Source organism: Streptomyces sp. sk2.1, from assembly GCF_008120935.1.
Lineage (GTDB): Bacteria > Actinomycetota > Actinomycetes > Streptomycetales > Streptomycetaceae > Streptomyces.
The window spans coordinates 1-15,216 of sequence record NZ_RDBO01000068.1; the positions used below are offsets into that span (position 1 = coordinate 1).

The 15,216-nt window shown below is 71.9% G+C and carries 12 protein-coding genes; 11 read left to right on the forward strand and 1 reads right to left on the reverse strand.

Going from position 1 to position 15,216, the window contains the following annotated elements:
• The first annotated feature begins 267 nt into the window (after positions 1-267).
• From EAO76_RS24155 to EAO76_RS24165, 3 genes are all read left to right on the forward strand, one after another.
• On the forward strand, positions 268-663 hold the full coding sequence (locus tag EAO76_RS24155) for a VOC family protein (RefSeq protein WP_148838048.1): 396 nt from the start codon (positions 268-270) through the stop codon (positions 661-663).
• Between the two features lie 276 nt (positions 664-939).
• Positions 940-2,598 (forward strand): ribosomal protection-like ABC-F family protein, encoded by a 1,659-nt coding sequence (gene abc-f, locus EAO76_RS24160; protein WP_148838049.1) that lies wholly within the window; start codon positions 940-942, stop codon positions 2,596-2,598.
• A 67-nt stretch (positions 2,599-2,665) separates the two neighbouring features.
• Positions 2,666-3,628: an aminoglycoside phosphotransferase family protein gene (locus EAO76_RS24165; protein WP_262375704.1), complete on the forward strand. Its 963-nt coding sequence runs from the start codon at positions 2,666-2,668 to the stop codon at positions 3,626-3,628.
• A 68-nt stretch (positions 3,629-3,696) separates the two neighbouring features.
• On the opposite strand, the gene EAO76_RS24170 is transcribed toward EAO76_RS24165, so the two are convergent.
• Complete coding sequence (locus EAO76_RS24170) at positions 3,697-4,809, reverse strand: hypothetical protein (protein ID WP_148838050.1); 1,113 nt, start codon at positions 4,807-4,809, stop codon at positions 3,697-3,699.
• 312 nt (positions 4,810-5,121) lie between these two features.
• On the opposite strand from EAO76_RS24170, the gene EAO76_RS24175 reads away from it, so the two are divergent.
• The 8 genes from EAO76_RS24175 (at position 5,122) to EAO76_RS24210 (ending at position 15,139) form a co-directional block, all read left to right on the forward strand.
• Entirely contained in the window at positions 5,122-5,559 is a 438-nt protein-coding gene (locus EAO76_RS24175; RefSeq protein WP_148838051.1) for an SgcJ/EcaC family oxidoreductase, read from the forward strand.
• A gap of 348 nt (positions 5,560-5,907) precedes the next feature.
• Positions 5,908-6,384 carry a DUF6924 domain-containing protein gene (locus EAO76_RS24180; RefSeq protein ID WP_148838052.1) on the forward strand — a complete coding sequence of 159 codons (477 nt, stop codon included), beginning with the start codon at positions 5,908-5,910 and terminating at the stop codon, positions 6,382-6,384.
• 135 nt (positions 6,385-6,519) lie between these two features.
• Positions 6,520-7,107 carry a hypothetical protein gene (locus EAO76_RS24185; protein WP_262375705.1) on the forward strand — a complete coding sequence of 196 codons (588 nt, stop codon included), beginning with the start codon at positions 6,520-6,522 and terminating at the stop codon, positions 7,105-7,107.
• A 375-nt stretch (positions 7,108-7,482) separates the two neighbouring features.
• Positions 7,483-8,799 carry a hypothetical protein gene (locus tag EAO76_RS24190; RefSeq protein ID WP_148838054.1) on the forward strand — a complete coding sequence of 439 codons (1,317 nt, stop codon included), beginning with the start codon at positions 7,483-7,485 and terminating at the stop codon, positions 8,797-8,799.
• On the forward strand, positions 8,796-9,794 hold the full coding sequence (locus tag EAO76_RS24195; protein WP_148838055.1) for a glutamate ABC transporter substrate-binding protein: 999 nt from the start codon (positions 8,796-8,798) through the stop codon (positions 9,792-9,794). The genes EAO76_RS24190 and EAO76_RS24195 overlap by 4 nt, the downstream gene beginning before the upstream one ends.
• 143 nt (positions 9,795-9,937) lie before the next feature.
• Positions 9,938-10,834 carry a hypothetical protein gene (locus tag EAO76_RS24200; protein WP_262375708.1) on the forward strand — a complete coding sequence of 299 codons (897 nt, stop codon included), beginning with the start codon at positions 9,938-9,940 and terminating at the stop codon, positions 10,832-10,834.
• Between the two features lie 222 nt (positions 10,835-11,056).
• Positions 11,057-11,593: a hypothetical protein gene (locus EAO76_RS44780; protein ID WP_187438773.1), complete on the forward strand. Its 537-nt coding sequence runs from the start codon at positions 11,057-11,059 to the stop codon at positions 11,591-11,593.
• Between the two features lie 126 nt (positions 11,594-11,719).
• Positions 11,720-15,139, forward strand: coding sequence for a DUF4132 domain-containing protein (locus EAO76_RS24210; RefSeq protein ID WP_262375706.1), 3,420 nt, complete (start codon positions 11,720-11,722; stop codon positions 15,137-15,139).
• Positions 15,140-15,216 lie beyond the last annotated feature (77 nt).

The window sequence follows — 15,216 nt, forward strand, 5'->3', positions numbered from 1 at the left end:
GCCGTGGGCCAGTCTGGCAGGGCCGGGGAACGAAGGGGAGGGTGCCGGGGCGAGGGTGACCCGTTTCGGGGCGGTTCGGCGCGTCGTTCGCATCGCTGCTCGAACAGGAAAGCGCCCTCGCCCGTGCAGAGGACCGTCTCCTCCCGCGGGCCTCGTCTCCCGCGGGGCCCCGTCCTCGATTCGGACAGGATCTGACCTAATTGATGTCTACTCTCATGGCATCAGCCGGGATGCGGGATCCGCGGCGGGGGAAGAAGGGGGCAACTCATGCTGCGAGGACTCACCACCGTCAGTTTCTGGGCCGACGACCTGACGGCGGCGAAGAACTGGTACGCGGAGCTGCTGGGTGTGGAGCCGTACTTCGAGTGGCCGGGGTACGCCGAGTTCCGCCTCGGGGACCACCGGCACGAGCTGGGGCTGATCGACAAGCGCTACGCGCCCGCCGGCGCGGGTGCCGCGCCGGGCGGCGCCGTCGTGTACTGGCATGTCGACGATGCGGGCGCGGCTCTCGAAAGGCTGCTGTCCCTGGGGGCGAAGGAGTACGAACCGCTCACGGAGCGCGGAGCGGGATTCGTCACCGCCTCCGTGATCGACCCCTTCGGGAACGTCCTGGGCGTGATGTACAACCAGCACTACCTCGACGTACTGGACGCGCGCCGATAGCAGCGGGGGTGCCGCAGGGGCGATCCGGGGCCGGGTCGGGCCGTGATCTGCGAGGGGCCGTACGGGGCCGGGCGAGTGGTGGAGCCCGGTTTCGTACGGCCCGCTGCCGTTCGGAACCGGGCCCCGCTCCGCCCCGCACGCGAAATGAATTGAGGCGAGACGGTTCGTCTTGTTAAGGTGGGCGCATGGCTTTCCTTTTCTTCGTCTGAGTCCGGGCACGGCCGATGCCGCCGTTTCTGCTGCCCGTAGACCCTTCGCATGCCCGAGGAAAGTCATATGCGCGACCGCGCCCGTACCATCGCCCTGCCCACCGCCACCCCCGCCGCCGTGGCGCAACTGTCCGTCAAGGACGTCACCAAGTCCTACGGCACCCGGACCGTCCTCGACCAGGTCTCCTTCACTGTCCGGCCGGGCGAGAAGGCCGCCGTCGTCGGCGAGAACGGTTCCGGCAAGTCCACCCTGCTGCGGTTGCTCGCCGCGGCCGAGACGCCGGACGCCGGGGAGATCACCGTCGGCTTTCCCGGCGGCATCGGCCACCTCGCCCAGACCCTCGACCTCGACGCGGCCCGTACCGTGCAGGACGCCGTCGACCTCGCCCTGACCGAACTGCGCGACATGGAACGGGCGCTCCGTACGGCGGAGGAGTCCCTCGCGGACGCGTCGGACGGGGAACTCGCCGCGTACGGCGAACTGCTGACCGCGTACGAGGACCGCGGCGGATACGGGGCGGACGCCCGGGTGGATGCCGCGATGCACGGGCTCGGACTCGCCCGGATCACCCGTGACCGCACGCTCGGCTCGCTGTCCGGCGGCGAGCAGTCCCGGCTCGCGCTCGCCTGCGTCCTGGCCGCCGCCCCCGAACTGCTGCTCCTGGACGAACCGACGAACCACCTCGACGCGGCGGCCGTGCACTGGCTGGAGAAGCACCTGCGCGCACACCGCGGCACCGTCGTCGCGGTCACCCACGACCGCGGCTTCCTGGAGCACATCGCCACCACGATCATCGAGGTCGACCGGGACGAGCGCACCGTGCGCCGGTACGGCGACGGCTGGACCGGCTACCGCGCCGCGAAGGCAGCCGCCCGGCGGGGAGCGGAGCAGCGGTACGCGGAGTGGGTCGAGGAGGTGGCCCGTACGGAGGAACTGCTCGAGGCCGCGGGAAGGCGGCTCGCCACCACCGGCCGCGACCCGAAGCAGGGCTTCGGCAAGCACCGCCGGTCCAGCGAGGCGAAGCTCGGCGGACAGGTGCGCTCCGCCCGGGAAAGTCTGGACCGGCTGCGTCGCCACCCGGTGGCGGAGCCGCCGGCACCGCTCCGTTTCACGACGGCGCTGCCGACGGCGGACGGCGGCCCGGCCCGAGGCCCCCTCGCCGAGCTCGACGACGTACGGGTCGGCGAACGCCTGCGCCTGGACGGGCTCCTGACGATCGCCCCCGGACAGCGGCTGCTGGTCACGGGCGAGAACGGCGCGGGCAAGACGACGCTGCTGCGTGTCCTGGCGGGCGACCTGGAACCGGACGCGGGCACCGCCCGCCGCCCCGCCCGGATCGGCTACCTCGCGCAGGAACTGCCCGCGCGTTCCACCCGGCTCCCGCTGCTCGCCGCGTTCGCCGCCGGGCGGCCCGGACCGCCGGACGAACATGCCGGACAGCTGCTGGCCCTGGGCCTGTTCCGGGAGGAGGACCTGCACGTCCCGGTCGCGGACCTGTCCGCGGGACAACAACGGCGGTTGCAGATCGCGATCCTGGTGACCCGGCCCGCGGACCTCCTCGTCCTCGACGAGCCGACCAACCACATCGCGCTCGACCTGGTCGAGGACCTCCGGACCGCGCTCGCCGCGTACCCGGGGGCGGTGGTCGCGGTCTCGCACGACCGGGGCTTCCGCGCACGCTTCGAGGGGGAGCGGCTGGAGCTGCGTGCCGGCCGCAGGCACTGACCCCGGCCGGGCCCGTTCCGTCGCCCTCTCCCTTCACTTCCCGAGAATCCACCGAAACGAGGCATCCGTGACCATCCCGACCACCCCGACCACCTTCCTGACACCGCGACAGCTCGCCGACCGCACCTCCGCCGCCGTCGGGGCGGCCGTCGCGGCCGGACGCGGGCTCGGCCTGACCGTCACCGATCCCACGGTGCTCCACGACGTCTTCTCCGTCGTCGTCCACCTGGCGCCCTCGCCGGTCGTGGCCCGGATCCCCACCGTCCTGCCCGACAGCCCGGCCGCCCTCGCACGCCGCCAGCAGGACGAACTGGACGTGGCGAGCTGGCTCGACGGCCGGGGAGTCCCGGTGATCGCGCCCAGCCCGCTCGTGCCGCGGGAACCCGTGCGACGCGACGGGTTCTCGATGACGTTCTGGCCGTTCGTCGAGGAGGCCCGGGACAAGGAACCCGACTACGTGGCGAACTCCGAGAGCGTCGCCGACCTGCACGCGGCACTGCGCTCCTACCCGGGCCGCCTGGAATTCCTGTCCACGGCCGAGCCGCAGTTCGTCGCGGACGGCCTCGCCCGGCTCGACCGGCACCCCGACCTGATCGGGGCGGCCGAACTGGACCGTGCCCGCCGCGAATGGCAGGTCCTGGAACCCCTCGTGCGCTCACGCGAGGCATTCGAGGCCCGGTTCCCCGGCATCGACCTCCAGCCCGTCCACGGCGACTGCCCGCCCGCGAACATCTTCTCCGGGGTGGACGGCGACCTCCACGCCGACTTCGAACTGGTCACGCTGGGGCCCGTCGAGTGGGACCTGGCCGGGCTGGGGCCCGAACACGTAGCCGCCTACGACCGCGGCGCACGGCGCAACGGCATGAGGCAGCTCGACAAGGAGGTGCTCGGCTTCGCCAACACCCTGGGCATGCTGCGGATCATCGCCACCCTCACGCTGGCCCCGCAACTGCCCGATCTGGTGGGGTACCTCAAGCCCGTCGTCGAGCAGTGGCAGACGAAGCCCTTCGCCGGCGGCATGAACGGCTGACACCGGCTGGCCGACCGACCGACTGACCGATCGACGGCCGGGCCCGGTGCCCGGCCGTCGATCGGTCCTCAGGAGCGGGTGGCGGTCGCGCAGTCGTCGCCCGTGGCCGTCGCGTCGATCGGCTTGCTGCGGTCGTACGGGTCGACCCGGCGGTCCTTGTCGGTGGGCTGCTCGTCGGCCGTGCCGAAGGGCGGCACGAAGTAGCCGGTCGGGGCGGAGCAGCCGCCGTTGACCATGTCGAGCGTGTACGAGACGAGGGACATCGTGCCCGGTTCGGTGATGATCCTGGCCGGATCGTCCCAGCTCATCACCACCTCGCGCCGCACGATCGTACGGAGGACCTCGGAGTCCCGCCCGCCGCCGTCCGCCGGCGTGACCGGGTACACGAAGGTGACGTCCGCCGTCACCTCGACCGCCCCCTTCTCCCCCTCCCGGTACGTGAGCCGGCCACGGGTCTTGACCACGTCGCCGACCAGCCGGGACTGCTCCGGCCGGAAGCGGCTGAACAGCAGCAGCGGATCGGTCCTGGGCGTGGGCCGCTTCGACGACAGGGAGGTACGGAGGTACTCCTGGACGTCCTCCTGACGCGGGTTCAGCAGCGCGATCGCCTCCGTGGGCCGCTCGCCGCGCAGCACCCGGGGGTCGAGCCCCGCGGCCACCAGGAAGTCCCGGCTCTTCCGCAGCGCCCGCTCGACCTGGGCGGCGTCCATCCAGCCGGTCGCCCTGGCCGGCGGCACCGTGATCCCCGCCGCTCCGTCGGCCCAACGGGCGGCGGGCGAACCCCGGAAGGGCTCGTCGGGGGTGGGGGGAAGGTCCCGCTCGGCGCCGGGAGCCTCCCGAGGGGTCTCCGATTCGGCGGCCGACGGCGCCCCGTCCTGCCCGCCGTCGTCGCCACCGAACCAGCCGAGGACCTGCTGCGGGAAGAGCGACACGACCAGGAGGGCCACGACCGCCACCAGCCCGGCCACGTACCGGCCCGTCCTGCGCCGGGGCCGGGCCGGTGAGTACGTACGCCAGCCCTCCGGCTGCCCGGGGCGCTCCCGCAACCGCCGCTCCACCTCACGGGCGCGCGCCGACGGCTCCAGGGGAGCCCCGGGCGCGCCCGCCACCGATTCACGGAGGAACCGATCCCACTCCTCGTCGGGTACGGACGACCCGTCCTGCCCCCCGGCCCCGCTCACACCGCACTCCCGTTCTCGCTCGATCGCCCGATGTCCGATGCCCGTTGACCGGTCGGTCGACGGCGCACCGGCCCATCGAGAGCCGCCCGTATGATCGCACGAACAAAGCATCGACCTGCCGGGGGCGGTGAACGGTGCTCGGCCGCGTACGGCCGCATGCGCACCGCATCCCTGATCCCCGTGTACCGCATCCCTGATCCCCGAGAGGCCGTTCGTCGAGCTTGACCTCAACCATGGTTGATGTCGTGGGGTGAGTGAGGGCGGCGATCACAGCCGTCACTTGAGCGATTCGGTACGGAGAAGGGCACTGTCATGACGAGCGACATTCTTTTCGTGGGGACGATCTCGCCGGAGACCCGGGCGGCGGTGACCGGTGTGGTGAAGGCGCTGGAGAAGGCTTTCAACGAGAAGGACCCGATCGCGCTGGGCGAGCAGTACGCCGAGAACGCCTCCTGGACCAACGCGAAGGGCACGCGCCTTGACGGCAGGACGGCGATCGTCGAGTTCAGCGCTCCGGCGCTGAAGAGCTTCCTGAGTGAGTCCTTCGCCCGGTACGAGGTGGTCAAGATGCTGGCGATAGCCCCTGACGTGATCGCGGTGAACGTGGTGCAGACCCCCACCGACAGCACGGGCGAACCCACCGACGGCCCGTGGGGCGCGACGCTCTACGTGATCGCCGAACAGGCGGACGGCTGGCACATCGCGGCCGGCCAGAACATGGCCGTCGCCCCGCCGACGCAGACCGCGTGACATCCGGCCCCGGGACGGCCCCGAAACGGCGGCGGGCGTCTCGGGGCCCTTTCCCGCAGCCCCGGTCCACGGCGTCGTCGTGCCGTCGGGCGGAGCTGCGGGCTCCCTGGCGGGGCGGCGGCCCGTGGCCTGCCGCCATCGAGTGGGCGCCGACGGGCACCCCTGAACGCAACGGCAGGGCGAGGCGTCCCGCTCCGCTGCTCACGGTTCTCCGACGACCGCGAGCGCCGGAAGGGGACGGGCCTGCCGACCGCACCCCGTCGTCGCCCGCCCCGGCGGAGTGCGACAGTGGCCCGTGAGACAGTCGGGACACGGCTCGTCGATCGTCAACGAGGAGAAGAAGAAGTCATGAGAGTGCTGCCCGCCGTCGTCGACCGCGGTGAGTTCGACGCCCTGGTCATCAGGACCGACCACCACGACGACCGGGCGTGGCAGAACGTGGTGGCGGCGCTGACGGAGCCCTGGGGGGACGAGCGGTACGAGGCGCACATCCACTTCGTCGACGATCCGGCCTGGGCGGAGGCGACCGTTGACGAGGTGCTGACCGCGGTCCGCGCCGACGAGGACCTGTCCGTCGTCTTCCTCGCCGACCGGACAACCATGCAGGCCGGAAACCACACGCTGCTGGCGGTCACCACGCTGACCCGGGAGGACTGCGCGGACGACGAGGACCACGAGCAACTGATCGAGTTCGGAAGCGAGTTCCGCACCATTCCCGCAGGGGTCCACGAGGTCCACGCGAACCTGAGCATCGGCAACCTGGGCTTCGAGGAGTACGCGGCGGCGGCCCACGACGATCCCGAGGGGATCTACCGCTCCCTCTGAAACACCGGCTGGTGAACGCCCATGTCTCCGGGAAAACCAGGACGTCGGGCCGGCCGACCCCTACGGCGGTTCTCCGGGTGCGCTGGGGGTGCCGTCCGGATGACCCGTACGCGTACGGGCAGCGACTGTATGTGCATGACATCGACCACACGCGCAACTCGACTGCTCTGCTTCCTCATTCCCCTTCTTCTGCTGTCGTACGGCGTGCTCCGTCTGATCGACGGCATGGACGGCGACCACGGGCCGGGGGTGGCCTGGAACCTCGGTCACGCGTTCTTCCTCGCCGCCTTCCTCCTGTTCGGCGCTTTTGTCGTGATGCTGCGCAGCCTCGTTCCCGCGCACACCATCCGGATGAGAACCGCCGCCGGTGCCGCCATGGTGGCCGGGGTGTTCGGCGCGGGCTGTTTCGTCTGGGTGATCCTCGGCGATCTGTTCTCCGGCTTCGCCGAGTCCTTCCCGCTGCCCGATCCTCTTGAGCTCGCGGGGCCGTTGGCCTTCCAGCTCGGAATGCTCGCCCTGTTGATCATGATGGCGGCCGCACGGCCCGGGCGGCTGCCCGTGTGGAGTCCGGCGCTCGTGTTCGTGGCCTTCGCCCTGATCGCGGTCGGTCTCGACCTGATCCCGCTCGCGGCCGTGGTCCTCATGGCCGGCCTCGCGCCACTGGCCCGCAACCGCACCCCGGGCACCACGCACGCGCCCGTCGGCGAGGGCGCGACCGGCTGAACGTTCCCCGTCGGGCCACCGCGGGCATCCGCGGTCCCGGAAGGCCGGGCCTTCGGCACTCCGACACGCGGCCCGTCCCCGCCCGCGTACCTCATACGCCATGGATGCGAACAACTTCCCTCATCCGTAAAGGACTTCGGGAAAGGCCATCCCGGTGGGCAGAAGCCGACGACTGCGGCACGGTCTTGACGGAGAGGGAGATCCGCCGCCCCGTGGGGGTCCTGCCCGGACGCTCCGCCGAGGCCCTGACCGACCGGTTGCCCGCCCATCTCGGCGTCGAAGTGACCCGTTGGATTTCGCCTCGGCCAGTTTGCCCCGAAGCCGGGGTTTCGCAGGGCGGCGGCGGTTAGGATCGGTTTCCTTCAGGGGGTGATCATGACTACGACGCAGAGTCCGGCGGCGCCACCCGCCTCGCGGGACACCCGGGACGGGAAACTGTCGTGGTGGACACAGTGGACGGGGCCGCGCACGCCGGCACGGTTGCGTCGTGTCGGGGTGCTGTTGACCCTGGCCGGCCTGATCACTGCCGTGCTGAGTCTGATCGGCGGGTCTTCGCGGGCCGGCGCGGTGACCGACGCGGCCGGCCGGGACACCACGCTCACGCGGCACGCCGGTGAGATCTACCAAGCGCTCGCCCACGCCGACGCCATGGCCACCAGCGGTTACGTGTCCGCAGGTCAGGAGCCCGCGGCGATCCGCACCCGGTACGACGCGGACATCGCCAACGCCGGGCAGCGCCTCGCCGAGGCGTCCCGGCAGGTCGCGCCGGACGCCCCGGCCGCGAAGCCGCTCGACACCCTGATCACCGGGCTGCCCGCGTACACCGGATTGGTCGAGACGGCCCGCACCTACAACCGTCAGGGGCTGCCGCTCGGCCAGTCGTATCTGGCGCAGGCGTCGCAACAGATGCGCACCGAACTGCTGCCCGCGGCCGAAAAGTTCCGGCGCATCGAGGTCGACGCGCTCAACACCGACTACCGCGCCGCCAGTTCGCTGCCGATCGCCGTCGTGGTGTTCGGGATCGCGTTGTTTCTCGCGGCACTCGACTTCGCCCGCCGGGAGTCCTGGCGCACACGGCGCCGGTTCAACCTCGGGGTGGCCGGGGCGACCGCACTCGTCGTCGCAGGCGTGTTGTGGTGGGCGCTGTCGACAGTGGCCGGTGAGAGCGCGCTCGCCGACGCGAACAGGGCCAGCGACGCGACCACCGCGCTCGACGAGGCCCGCACGCTCGTCCTTCAGGCCCGCAGCAACGAAAGCCTGGTGCTGGTGGCCCGCAGCGGCGGCAGCGCGTCCGACTCGGGCTTCACCGAACAACTCGACCGGCTGACCGCCAAGGACGGCCCGCTCGGCGTCGCCGAGGACTCCGGAGCCGACGTCGACGACATCCGCGCCGCCACGACCGCGTGGTCCGAGGCACACGCCCGGCTGCGCCGGTTCGACGACAGCGGTGACTACCAGAAGGCCGTCCGGTCGGCGGTCGGCACCGACGCCGGCAGTTCCGGTGCCGCGTTCGCCGTTCTCGACAAAACCGTGAGCAGTGCGGGCGCCGACGCCCGGACCCGGCTCGCCGACGCGACATCGGCCGCCGACGACGCGACGACGTTGCTCGCGTTCGGGCCCGCCGTGTTGTTCACGCTGGCCGCCGCGGGCTTCGCGATCGGCGTCGCACGTCGGGTGGAGGAGTACCGATGACCAGTCCCCACAACGGTTCCCGCACGCCGATGGTCAACGTCCGGCGACCGCTCGTCCTCTTTTCCGTCGCCGTCGTGCTGTCGCTCGTCGGGATCGCGCTGCCCGCGTTGCACGGCACCGACGCGAACACGATCGACAACGGCAAGGGCGCGTCGCGGCCGCCGACGGCGTCGCAGCCCGAGTGCGCGACCGTGAAGGACAGCCTGCGCCCCGACGGCGCGCTGCCCGAGCCGGGCGCCATGCCGTCCGGGTCGACGATGGCGAAGATCCACGCGCGCGGACGGCTGATTGCGGGCGTCGACCAGGGCAAGTACCTGCTCGGCTACCGCGACCCGCAGACCGGGAAGCTCGAAGGCGCCGACATCGACATCGTCCACAAGATCGCCCAGGCGATCTTCGGCGACCCGGACAAGGTCCAGTTCGTGGTGCGCGACGTGGCCGACCGGGCGCTGCTGATCCAGCGGAAGCAGGTCGACGTCGTGGTCAACACGTTCAGCGCCACGTGTGTACGGCAGCGCACCGTCGAGTTCTCCAGCGCGTACTACAACGCGACGCAGCGGTTGCTGGTGCCGAGCCGTTCCAAGGTCAAGGAAGTGGAACAGCTGGCGGGCAAGAAGCTCTGCACCTCCAAGGGGTCCACGACCGAGGTCACGCTGCGGAAGCTGCCGGTGCGGTTGAACGTGGTGACGCTGCCCAGCATCCCGGACTGCGTGGTCGCGTTGCAGCAGAGCAAGGTCGACGCGGTGTCCAGCGACGACGGAATACTGGCGGGGATGGCGGCGCAGGACCCGCAGACCAAGGTGGTCGGGCGGCCACTCGCCAACGCGTACTACGGTGTCGGGATGAGCCCCGAGCAACCCGATCTGGTGCGGTTCGTGAACAAGCTGCTGGAACGGGACCGTGCCGACGGGAGCTTGGCGGACAGCGCGCAGGATTGGCTCGGGAAGGAGTTGCACCCGGTGCCCGCAATCCCCGACGCCGCTTACCGCGACTGACGCCTTCGCCCCGGGGCAGGATTCCGGGACGGCCTGCCGGTGCGGGAGGAGGATCCGGCGCCGGAGCCCCGGCCGGCGGATGCGAGGGGTGCGATCATGGGCGAGTCGTGTCCGTTCGCCCGTGAGGTGATTTCTTGAGGAAGGTGGCACTGCGTTCCCACGCACTGTTGCCTCGGCAGTACGACCACCGGAAGGTTCTGGCGACCACCGTGGACGCCTGGGACCGGACCCTCTGGTTGGTCTGCCCCGATGCGGAACTCCAACCGAGCCCGTACGGCAGGCCCCGTCCCCGGCCCCGCGGCTTTCCGTACGACGCGCTCCTGGTCGTCGACGGCGGCGGCACGGTCCGCGAACAGCCCCTGCGCGACCTGAGCCTGCGGGTGACCCATCTCGACGCACTGCCCAACGGCCGGTTCGTCGTGCAGGGATACGGTGCGGCAGGGGACCGGAACGCGCAGATCCACGGGCCGGACGGGCGACGCCGCCGCAGCTTCGAGATGGGGAGCGCGGTCGAGTACCTGATGGCGGACCGGCGGCACCACGTATGGAGCGCCTACTTCGACGAGGGCGTCTACACCGACCCGATCAGCGCCGCCGGCCTGGTGCGTTGGGACAGCGGCGGCAACCACCGATGGGGGTACACACCGCCGGAGGGCGTCGAACACATCGACACGGTCTACGCCCTCAACGTCGACGACGGCGTCGCGTGGGCCGACTACTACCCGACCTTTCCACTGGTCGAGGCCCGGACCAACGGTGAGGTCCGGCTGCGGCGGACCCCCGTGGTCGCCCCCGCGGGCCTGGCCGTGCACGGAGAACACATCACGATGCTGGGAGGCGACCGGCAACCGGACCGCCTGCACCTCTGCCGCCTGACGGAGAGCGAGGTCCTGCCGGTCGAGGAGGCCCGTCTCACCCTCCCCAACGGGGCACCGCTCAAGCGGTACGCACGCCCCGTGGGACGAGGCGGGCAGCTGTACCTGCGCGGCGCGTCGCCGAGGCAGTGGTACGTGCTGGGTGCCCAGGAACCGTCCGGCTGATCACGTCCGGAACCATCACCGGACGCCCTGGAGCGCCATCGGCACGATCCGTCGGGCGGACGGGTACGGGACCGGCTCCCCCGCTCGGGGGAGCGACCCGGCACCACGACCGCCTCGGAGGATGAGCGGTCGTCGGCCTCGGGCCCGATGTCCTGGGAAGCGGTCCGTGGAACCGTTTCTCCTGTTCAGCTCCTTCTTCCGTCGCATCAGGAGAACCGGGCCATGCCGAAATCCACCCTCCCCCGTTCCGAAGGCACAGTCGCCGAGGTTCCGCCCCCGCCCCGATGGGCCGTCCGGGCCGCTCATGCCTCGGCGCTCTCCGCGACCGTCGGGTTCATCCCGCTCCACGCGGTCTGGGCGCTGGGCATTCCCCTCTGGGCGGACGAGCGTGCGTTCCAGGAGTGGTACGAGGCCGGCGGCGGCCCGTACCTCTTCGCGCTCAGCGGCATGGCCCTGCTGGCGGGAATCCTGGCGGTGAGCCTGGTCCGGCCGTGGGGGCTGGTGTTCCCGGGCCGGACTCCGTTCCTGGCCGGGCGAAGAGTTCCGCGCCGGACGCTGACCGCCACGGCCTACGCCGTCTCGGTCTTCCTCCTCCTGTACACCGCCTGGGCCGCCGTGCAGCTGTTCAGAACCTTCGACGACGAGGGCGTTTTCAGCCCCTGGATCGTCGTCTACGGAATCCCGCAGTTCCTGGTGTGGGGCATCGGCCTGTACATGGCCGCGCACTCCTACCGCCACCGCACGGCACCGGGGCACTGAGACCCGCCGAGGAGGGGCGGTCCGGGGACGGGAGAGGCGCCCGGCGGGGCGTTGTCAGTGGGCCCGCCTACTGTGACGACAGCTGATCGAGGGATCACGCTGCTTGGAGTGGGCCGAGGAGGGGCTGTGCAGGGCTTGCCGGAAGGGACCGAGGGTTCGGTGCGGGACGAGGAGGTGTCCGGGGCCGAGGCCCCCGGGGGGACGGTGGTGTTCCCGGACGAGGAGACCTTCGAGGTGCCGTCGTCCTGGCGGCGGCTCGTGCATCCGCGGCGCGGCGGCTTCCCGCAGAGCGTGCCGGACCCCGACCCGGACGCCGGACAGGTGGCCGAGAAGGAACTCGCCAGGCAGTCCGACTGGCTGGAGGAGATGCTCTCGTCACCGGACAGCGATCCGGAGATCGTCACCGCCACCCGCGCCCACCTGGCCGGCAGCCCGAACCCGCTGGGCGCCGCCGCGGTGGCGGCCGTGTCGCTGCGCTGGGACCACCGCCCCGGCGTGCTCGTGGACGCCTGGGTGCCGGCCCACGGACTGTCCTTCGCCGCCCGGGCGGTCGTCGAGTACATCGACATCGAGGCGATGTGGACGCAGCACGGATCCGTCCGCTCGGACTCCCGGCTGCTGCGCCGCCCCGCGGACGGTTCGGCCGACGAATACTGGGCGCGGCCCCGGTTCGCCGACCGGATGCGCGCGCTGATCGCCGTGTCAGGGGACGAGGAGTACGGACAGGTCGTCTCCGACCTCACCGGTTACCGGGACAACCTGCGCCGCCGCTGCTCGGTGTCCTACCTGGTGCCCGGCGAGCAGCACTGGGTCGACGAGTGCTGCGCGGAGGCGGACGCGGCCGGGGCGACCCTGCGCGCGATGCTGTTGTGCTCGCTCGGCTCCCCGGAACAGGTCGAGAAGTTCCCGCGCCCGGTGCACCTGTCGTGGAACGGCTGGGGCATGGAGCTGGTCGCCACCCTGGCCGAGGGCACCGGCCAGGCGTTCGCGCCGCTTCTGACGGAGGCGCTCGCCACGGCGCCGGGCGCCGACCGGACCCGTACGGTGGCCCGCGCCCTGGTCGCGCTGCCGACCGACGACGCCTTCCGGATCCTGCTGTCCCACGCGGACGACAAGCACGTCCGCACGAGCCTGGTCGAGGCGATGGACCGCTACCCCGTGCGGGCCCTGCGGCTGCTCGCCGAGGCTGCCGCGGCCCCGGGCGACCAGGACCGGTCGGCACAGTCGGCCGGCCGCATGCTCGCCCACCACGTCATGGCCCACCGCGCGTTGGCGAAGGCCGCCCTGTCCGGCCTGACACCCGAGGCCGCGGCCCGTGTGGAGCCGCTGCTCGACGGCGCCGACCGCGTGGCGGACGCCCCCGCCGAGGTCCTGCCCGCGCTCCTGGTCGATCCGCCGTGGACGCGCAAGCGGGCGAAGGCCCCCGAGAAGCGGGTGGCCGCCGAGATCCCCGCGGCTCCCGGACCGAAGGCCGTGTGGCAGCCCGGCGAGCGGGAGGAGTGGTCGGCCATGCCGACCTGGCTGGCCCGGCGCGCCTTCCCGGCCGAGCAGTGGGCCGAGCGACTCGAGGAGCTGCGCGGGGGCCAGCGGTGGAATCGCCTGTCCTGGTGCGCCCATCTGTTCCTGCACGGCCCCGAGGACGAGGCCCGTCGGCTCGTGTCCACGTACAAGTCCGCCGAGGGCTACGGGAACCCCGAGATCATCAGGCCGCTCGCCGCCCGGTTCGGGACCGACGCCCTGCACCTGGTGCTCGACGCGGCCGCGGACTTCTCCGTGAAGCTGGGCGACCTGGTCCTGCCGTTCCTCAGCACCGAGGTCGCCGTGCGGATCGGCGACTGGCTGATCCGCCTGAAGTCGGCCAACGCCACGGCCCGCGGCTGGCTGACGCGCCACGGCCTCGCCGCCGTCCCCTACCTGCTGCCGCAGGCGGTCGGCCCGACGGGCCCCGCCCGCAACGGCGCGGAGACGGCCCTGAAGGTCATCGCCCAGAAGCACGGCGTCGACGCGGTCCGCGAGGCCGCCGCCGCGGCAGGCGGACCGGAGGCGGCGGGCATCGTCGCGGAGACCCTGGACGGCGACCCGATGGCGTTCGCCCTGCCCAAGAGGATGCCCACGGTGGGCTCCTGGGCCGATCCCGGACTGCTGCCGCAGATCCTCCTGAAGGACGGCGGCGCGCTCCCCGTCGGGGCGGCCCGGCACGTCCTCACCATGCTCGCCCTCTCGAAACCGCACAGCGTCTACCCGGGCATCGCCGTGGTGAAGGAGCACTGCACCCCCGATTCCCTCGCGGCGTTCGCCTGGGGCCTGTTCGAGCAGTGGCAGTTCATCGGCATGCCGGCCAAGGAGAGCTGGGTGCTGCAGGCGCTCGGCCTGCTCGGGGACGACGGGACGGTGCGCCGCCTGAGCCCGCTGCTGCGGGCCTGGCCCGGCGAGGGCTCCCACAAGCGCGCGGTCGACGGCCTCGACGTGCTCGCGGTCATCGGCAGCGACGTGGCCCTGATGCATCTGCACGGCATCTCGCAGCGGGTGAAGTTCAAGGGCCTCAAGGCCCGCGCCCAGGAAAAGATCGCGGAGGTGGCCGACGGACTCGGCCTCACCGGCGAGCAGCTGGGCGACCGCCTCGTCCCGGACTTCGGCCTGGACGCCGACGGCAGCACCGTCATCGACTACGGCACCCGTCGGTTCACGGTCGGTTTCGACGAGCAGCTGCGGCCGTACGTGAAGGACGCCGACGGCACGGTCCGCAAGGCCCTGCCCGCACCCGGGGTGAAGGACGATCAGACGCTCGCACCGGCCGAGCGGAAGCGGTTCGCGACGCTCAAGAAGGACGTCCGCACGATCGCGTCCGACCAGGTGCGGCGGCTCGAACAGGCAATGGTGACGCAGCGGTCCTGGACGGACGGCGAGTTCCGGGAGCTGTTCGTGGACCACCCGCTGATGAGGCATCTGGTGCGCCGCCTGGTGTGGGAGGGCGAGACGGACGGTGCGGTGACGACGTTCCGCGTCGCCGAGGACCGCACCTTCGCCGACGCCGAGGACGAGCTGCTGACCCTGCCGGAGGGGACGACGGTACGGCTCGCCCACCCGCTGCGCCTGGGCGAGGAACGGGACACCTGGGCGGAGCTGTTCGCGGACTACGAGATCCTGCAGCCGTTCCCGCAGCTGGGCCGCCCCGTGCACGCCCTCACCGGGGAGGAGGCCGCCGGACACCGGCTGGCCCGCTTCGAGAAGGCCACCGTCCCGGTCGGCAAGCTCCTCGGCCTGACCAAGCGCGGCTGGGAACGCGGCGCACCGCAGGACGCGGGCGTGGAGTGCTGGATGTCCCGGCCGGTCGGCGCGGGCCGGTACCTGGTCATCGACCTCGACCCGGGCATAGCCGTCGGCATGGTCAACGAACTCGGGGACCAGACCCTGGAAGCGGTCTGGATCGGCAGTTCGCCCGGCTACTACTACACGGGCGACGACCACTCGCTGCGCCTCGGCGACCTCGACCCGGTACTGGCCTCCGAGCTGCTCGCCGACCTCACCGAGGTGACGGCGGGATGACCGCGACCGTCCCGCCGGGCCCCGGGGCCCGCGCCGGGCGGCGGCATCGGTGACCACCTGCCGGGCCCGGTGACCAC

Excerpts from the sequence above, each read along its gene's own strand:
- EAO76_RS24155 (WP_148838048.1), top strand. The coding sequence starts at position 268 with ATGCTGCGAGGACTCACCACCGTCAGTTTCTGGGCCGACGACCTGACG.
- abc-f (WP_148838049.1), top strand. The coding sequence starts at position 940 with ATGCGCGACCGCGCCCGTACCATCGCCCTGCCCACCGCCACCCCCGCC.
- EAO76_RS24175 (WP_148838051.1), top strand. The coding sequence starts at position 5,122 with ATGACGAGCGACATTCTTTTCGTGGGGACGATCTCGCCGGAGACCCGG.
- EAO76_RS24180 (WP_148838052.1), top strand. The coding sequence starts at position 5,908 with ATGAGAGTGCTGCCCGCCGTCGTCGACCGCGGTGAGTTCGACGCCCTG.
- EAO76_RS24185 (WP_262375705.1), top strand. The coding sequence starts at position 6,520 with ATGACATCGACCACACGCGCAACTCGACTGCTCTGCTTCCTCATTCCC.
- EAO76_RS24190 (WP_148838054.1), top strand. The coding sequence starts at position 7,483 with ATGACTACGACGCAGAGTCCGGCGGCGCCACCCGCCTCGCGGGACACC.
- EAO76_RS24195 (WP_148838055.1), top strand. The coding sequence starts at position 8,796 with ATGACCAGTCCCCACAACGGTTCCCGCACGCCGATGGTCAACGTCCGG.
- EAO76_RS44780 (WP_187438773.1), top strand. The coding sequence starts at position 11,057 with ATGCCGAAATCCACCCTCCCCCGTTCCGAAGGCACAGTCGCCGAGGTT.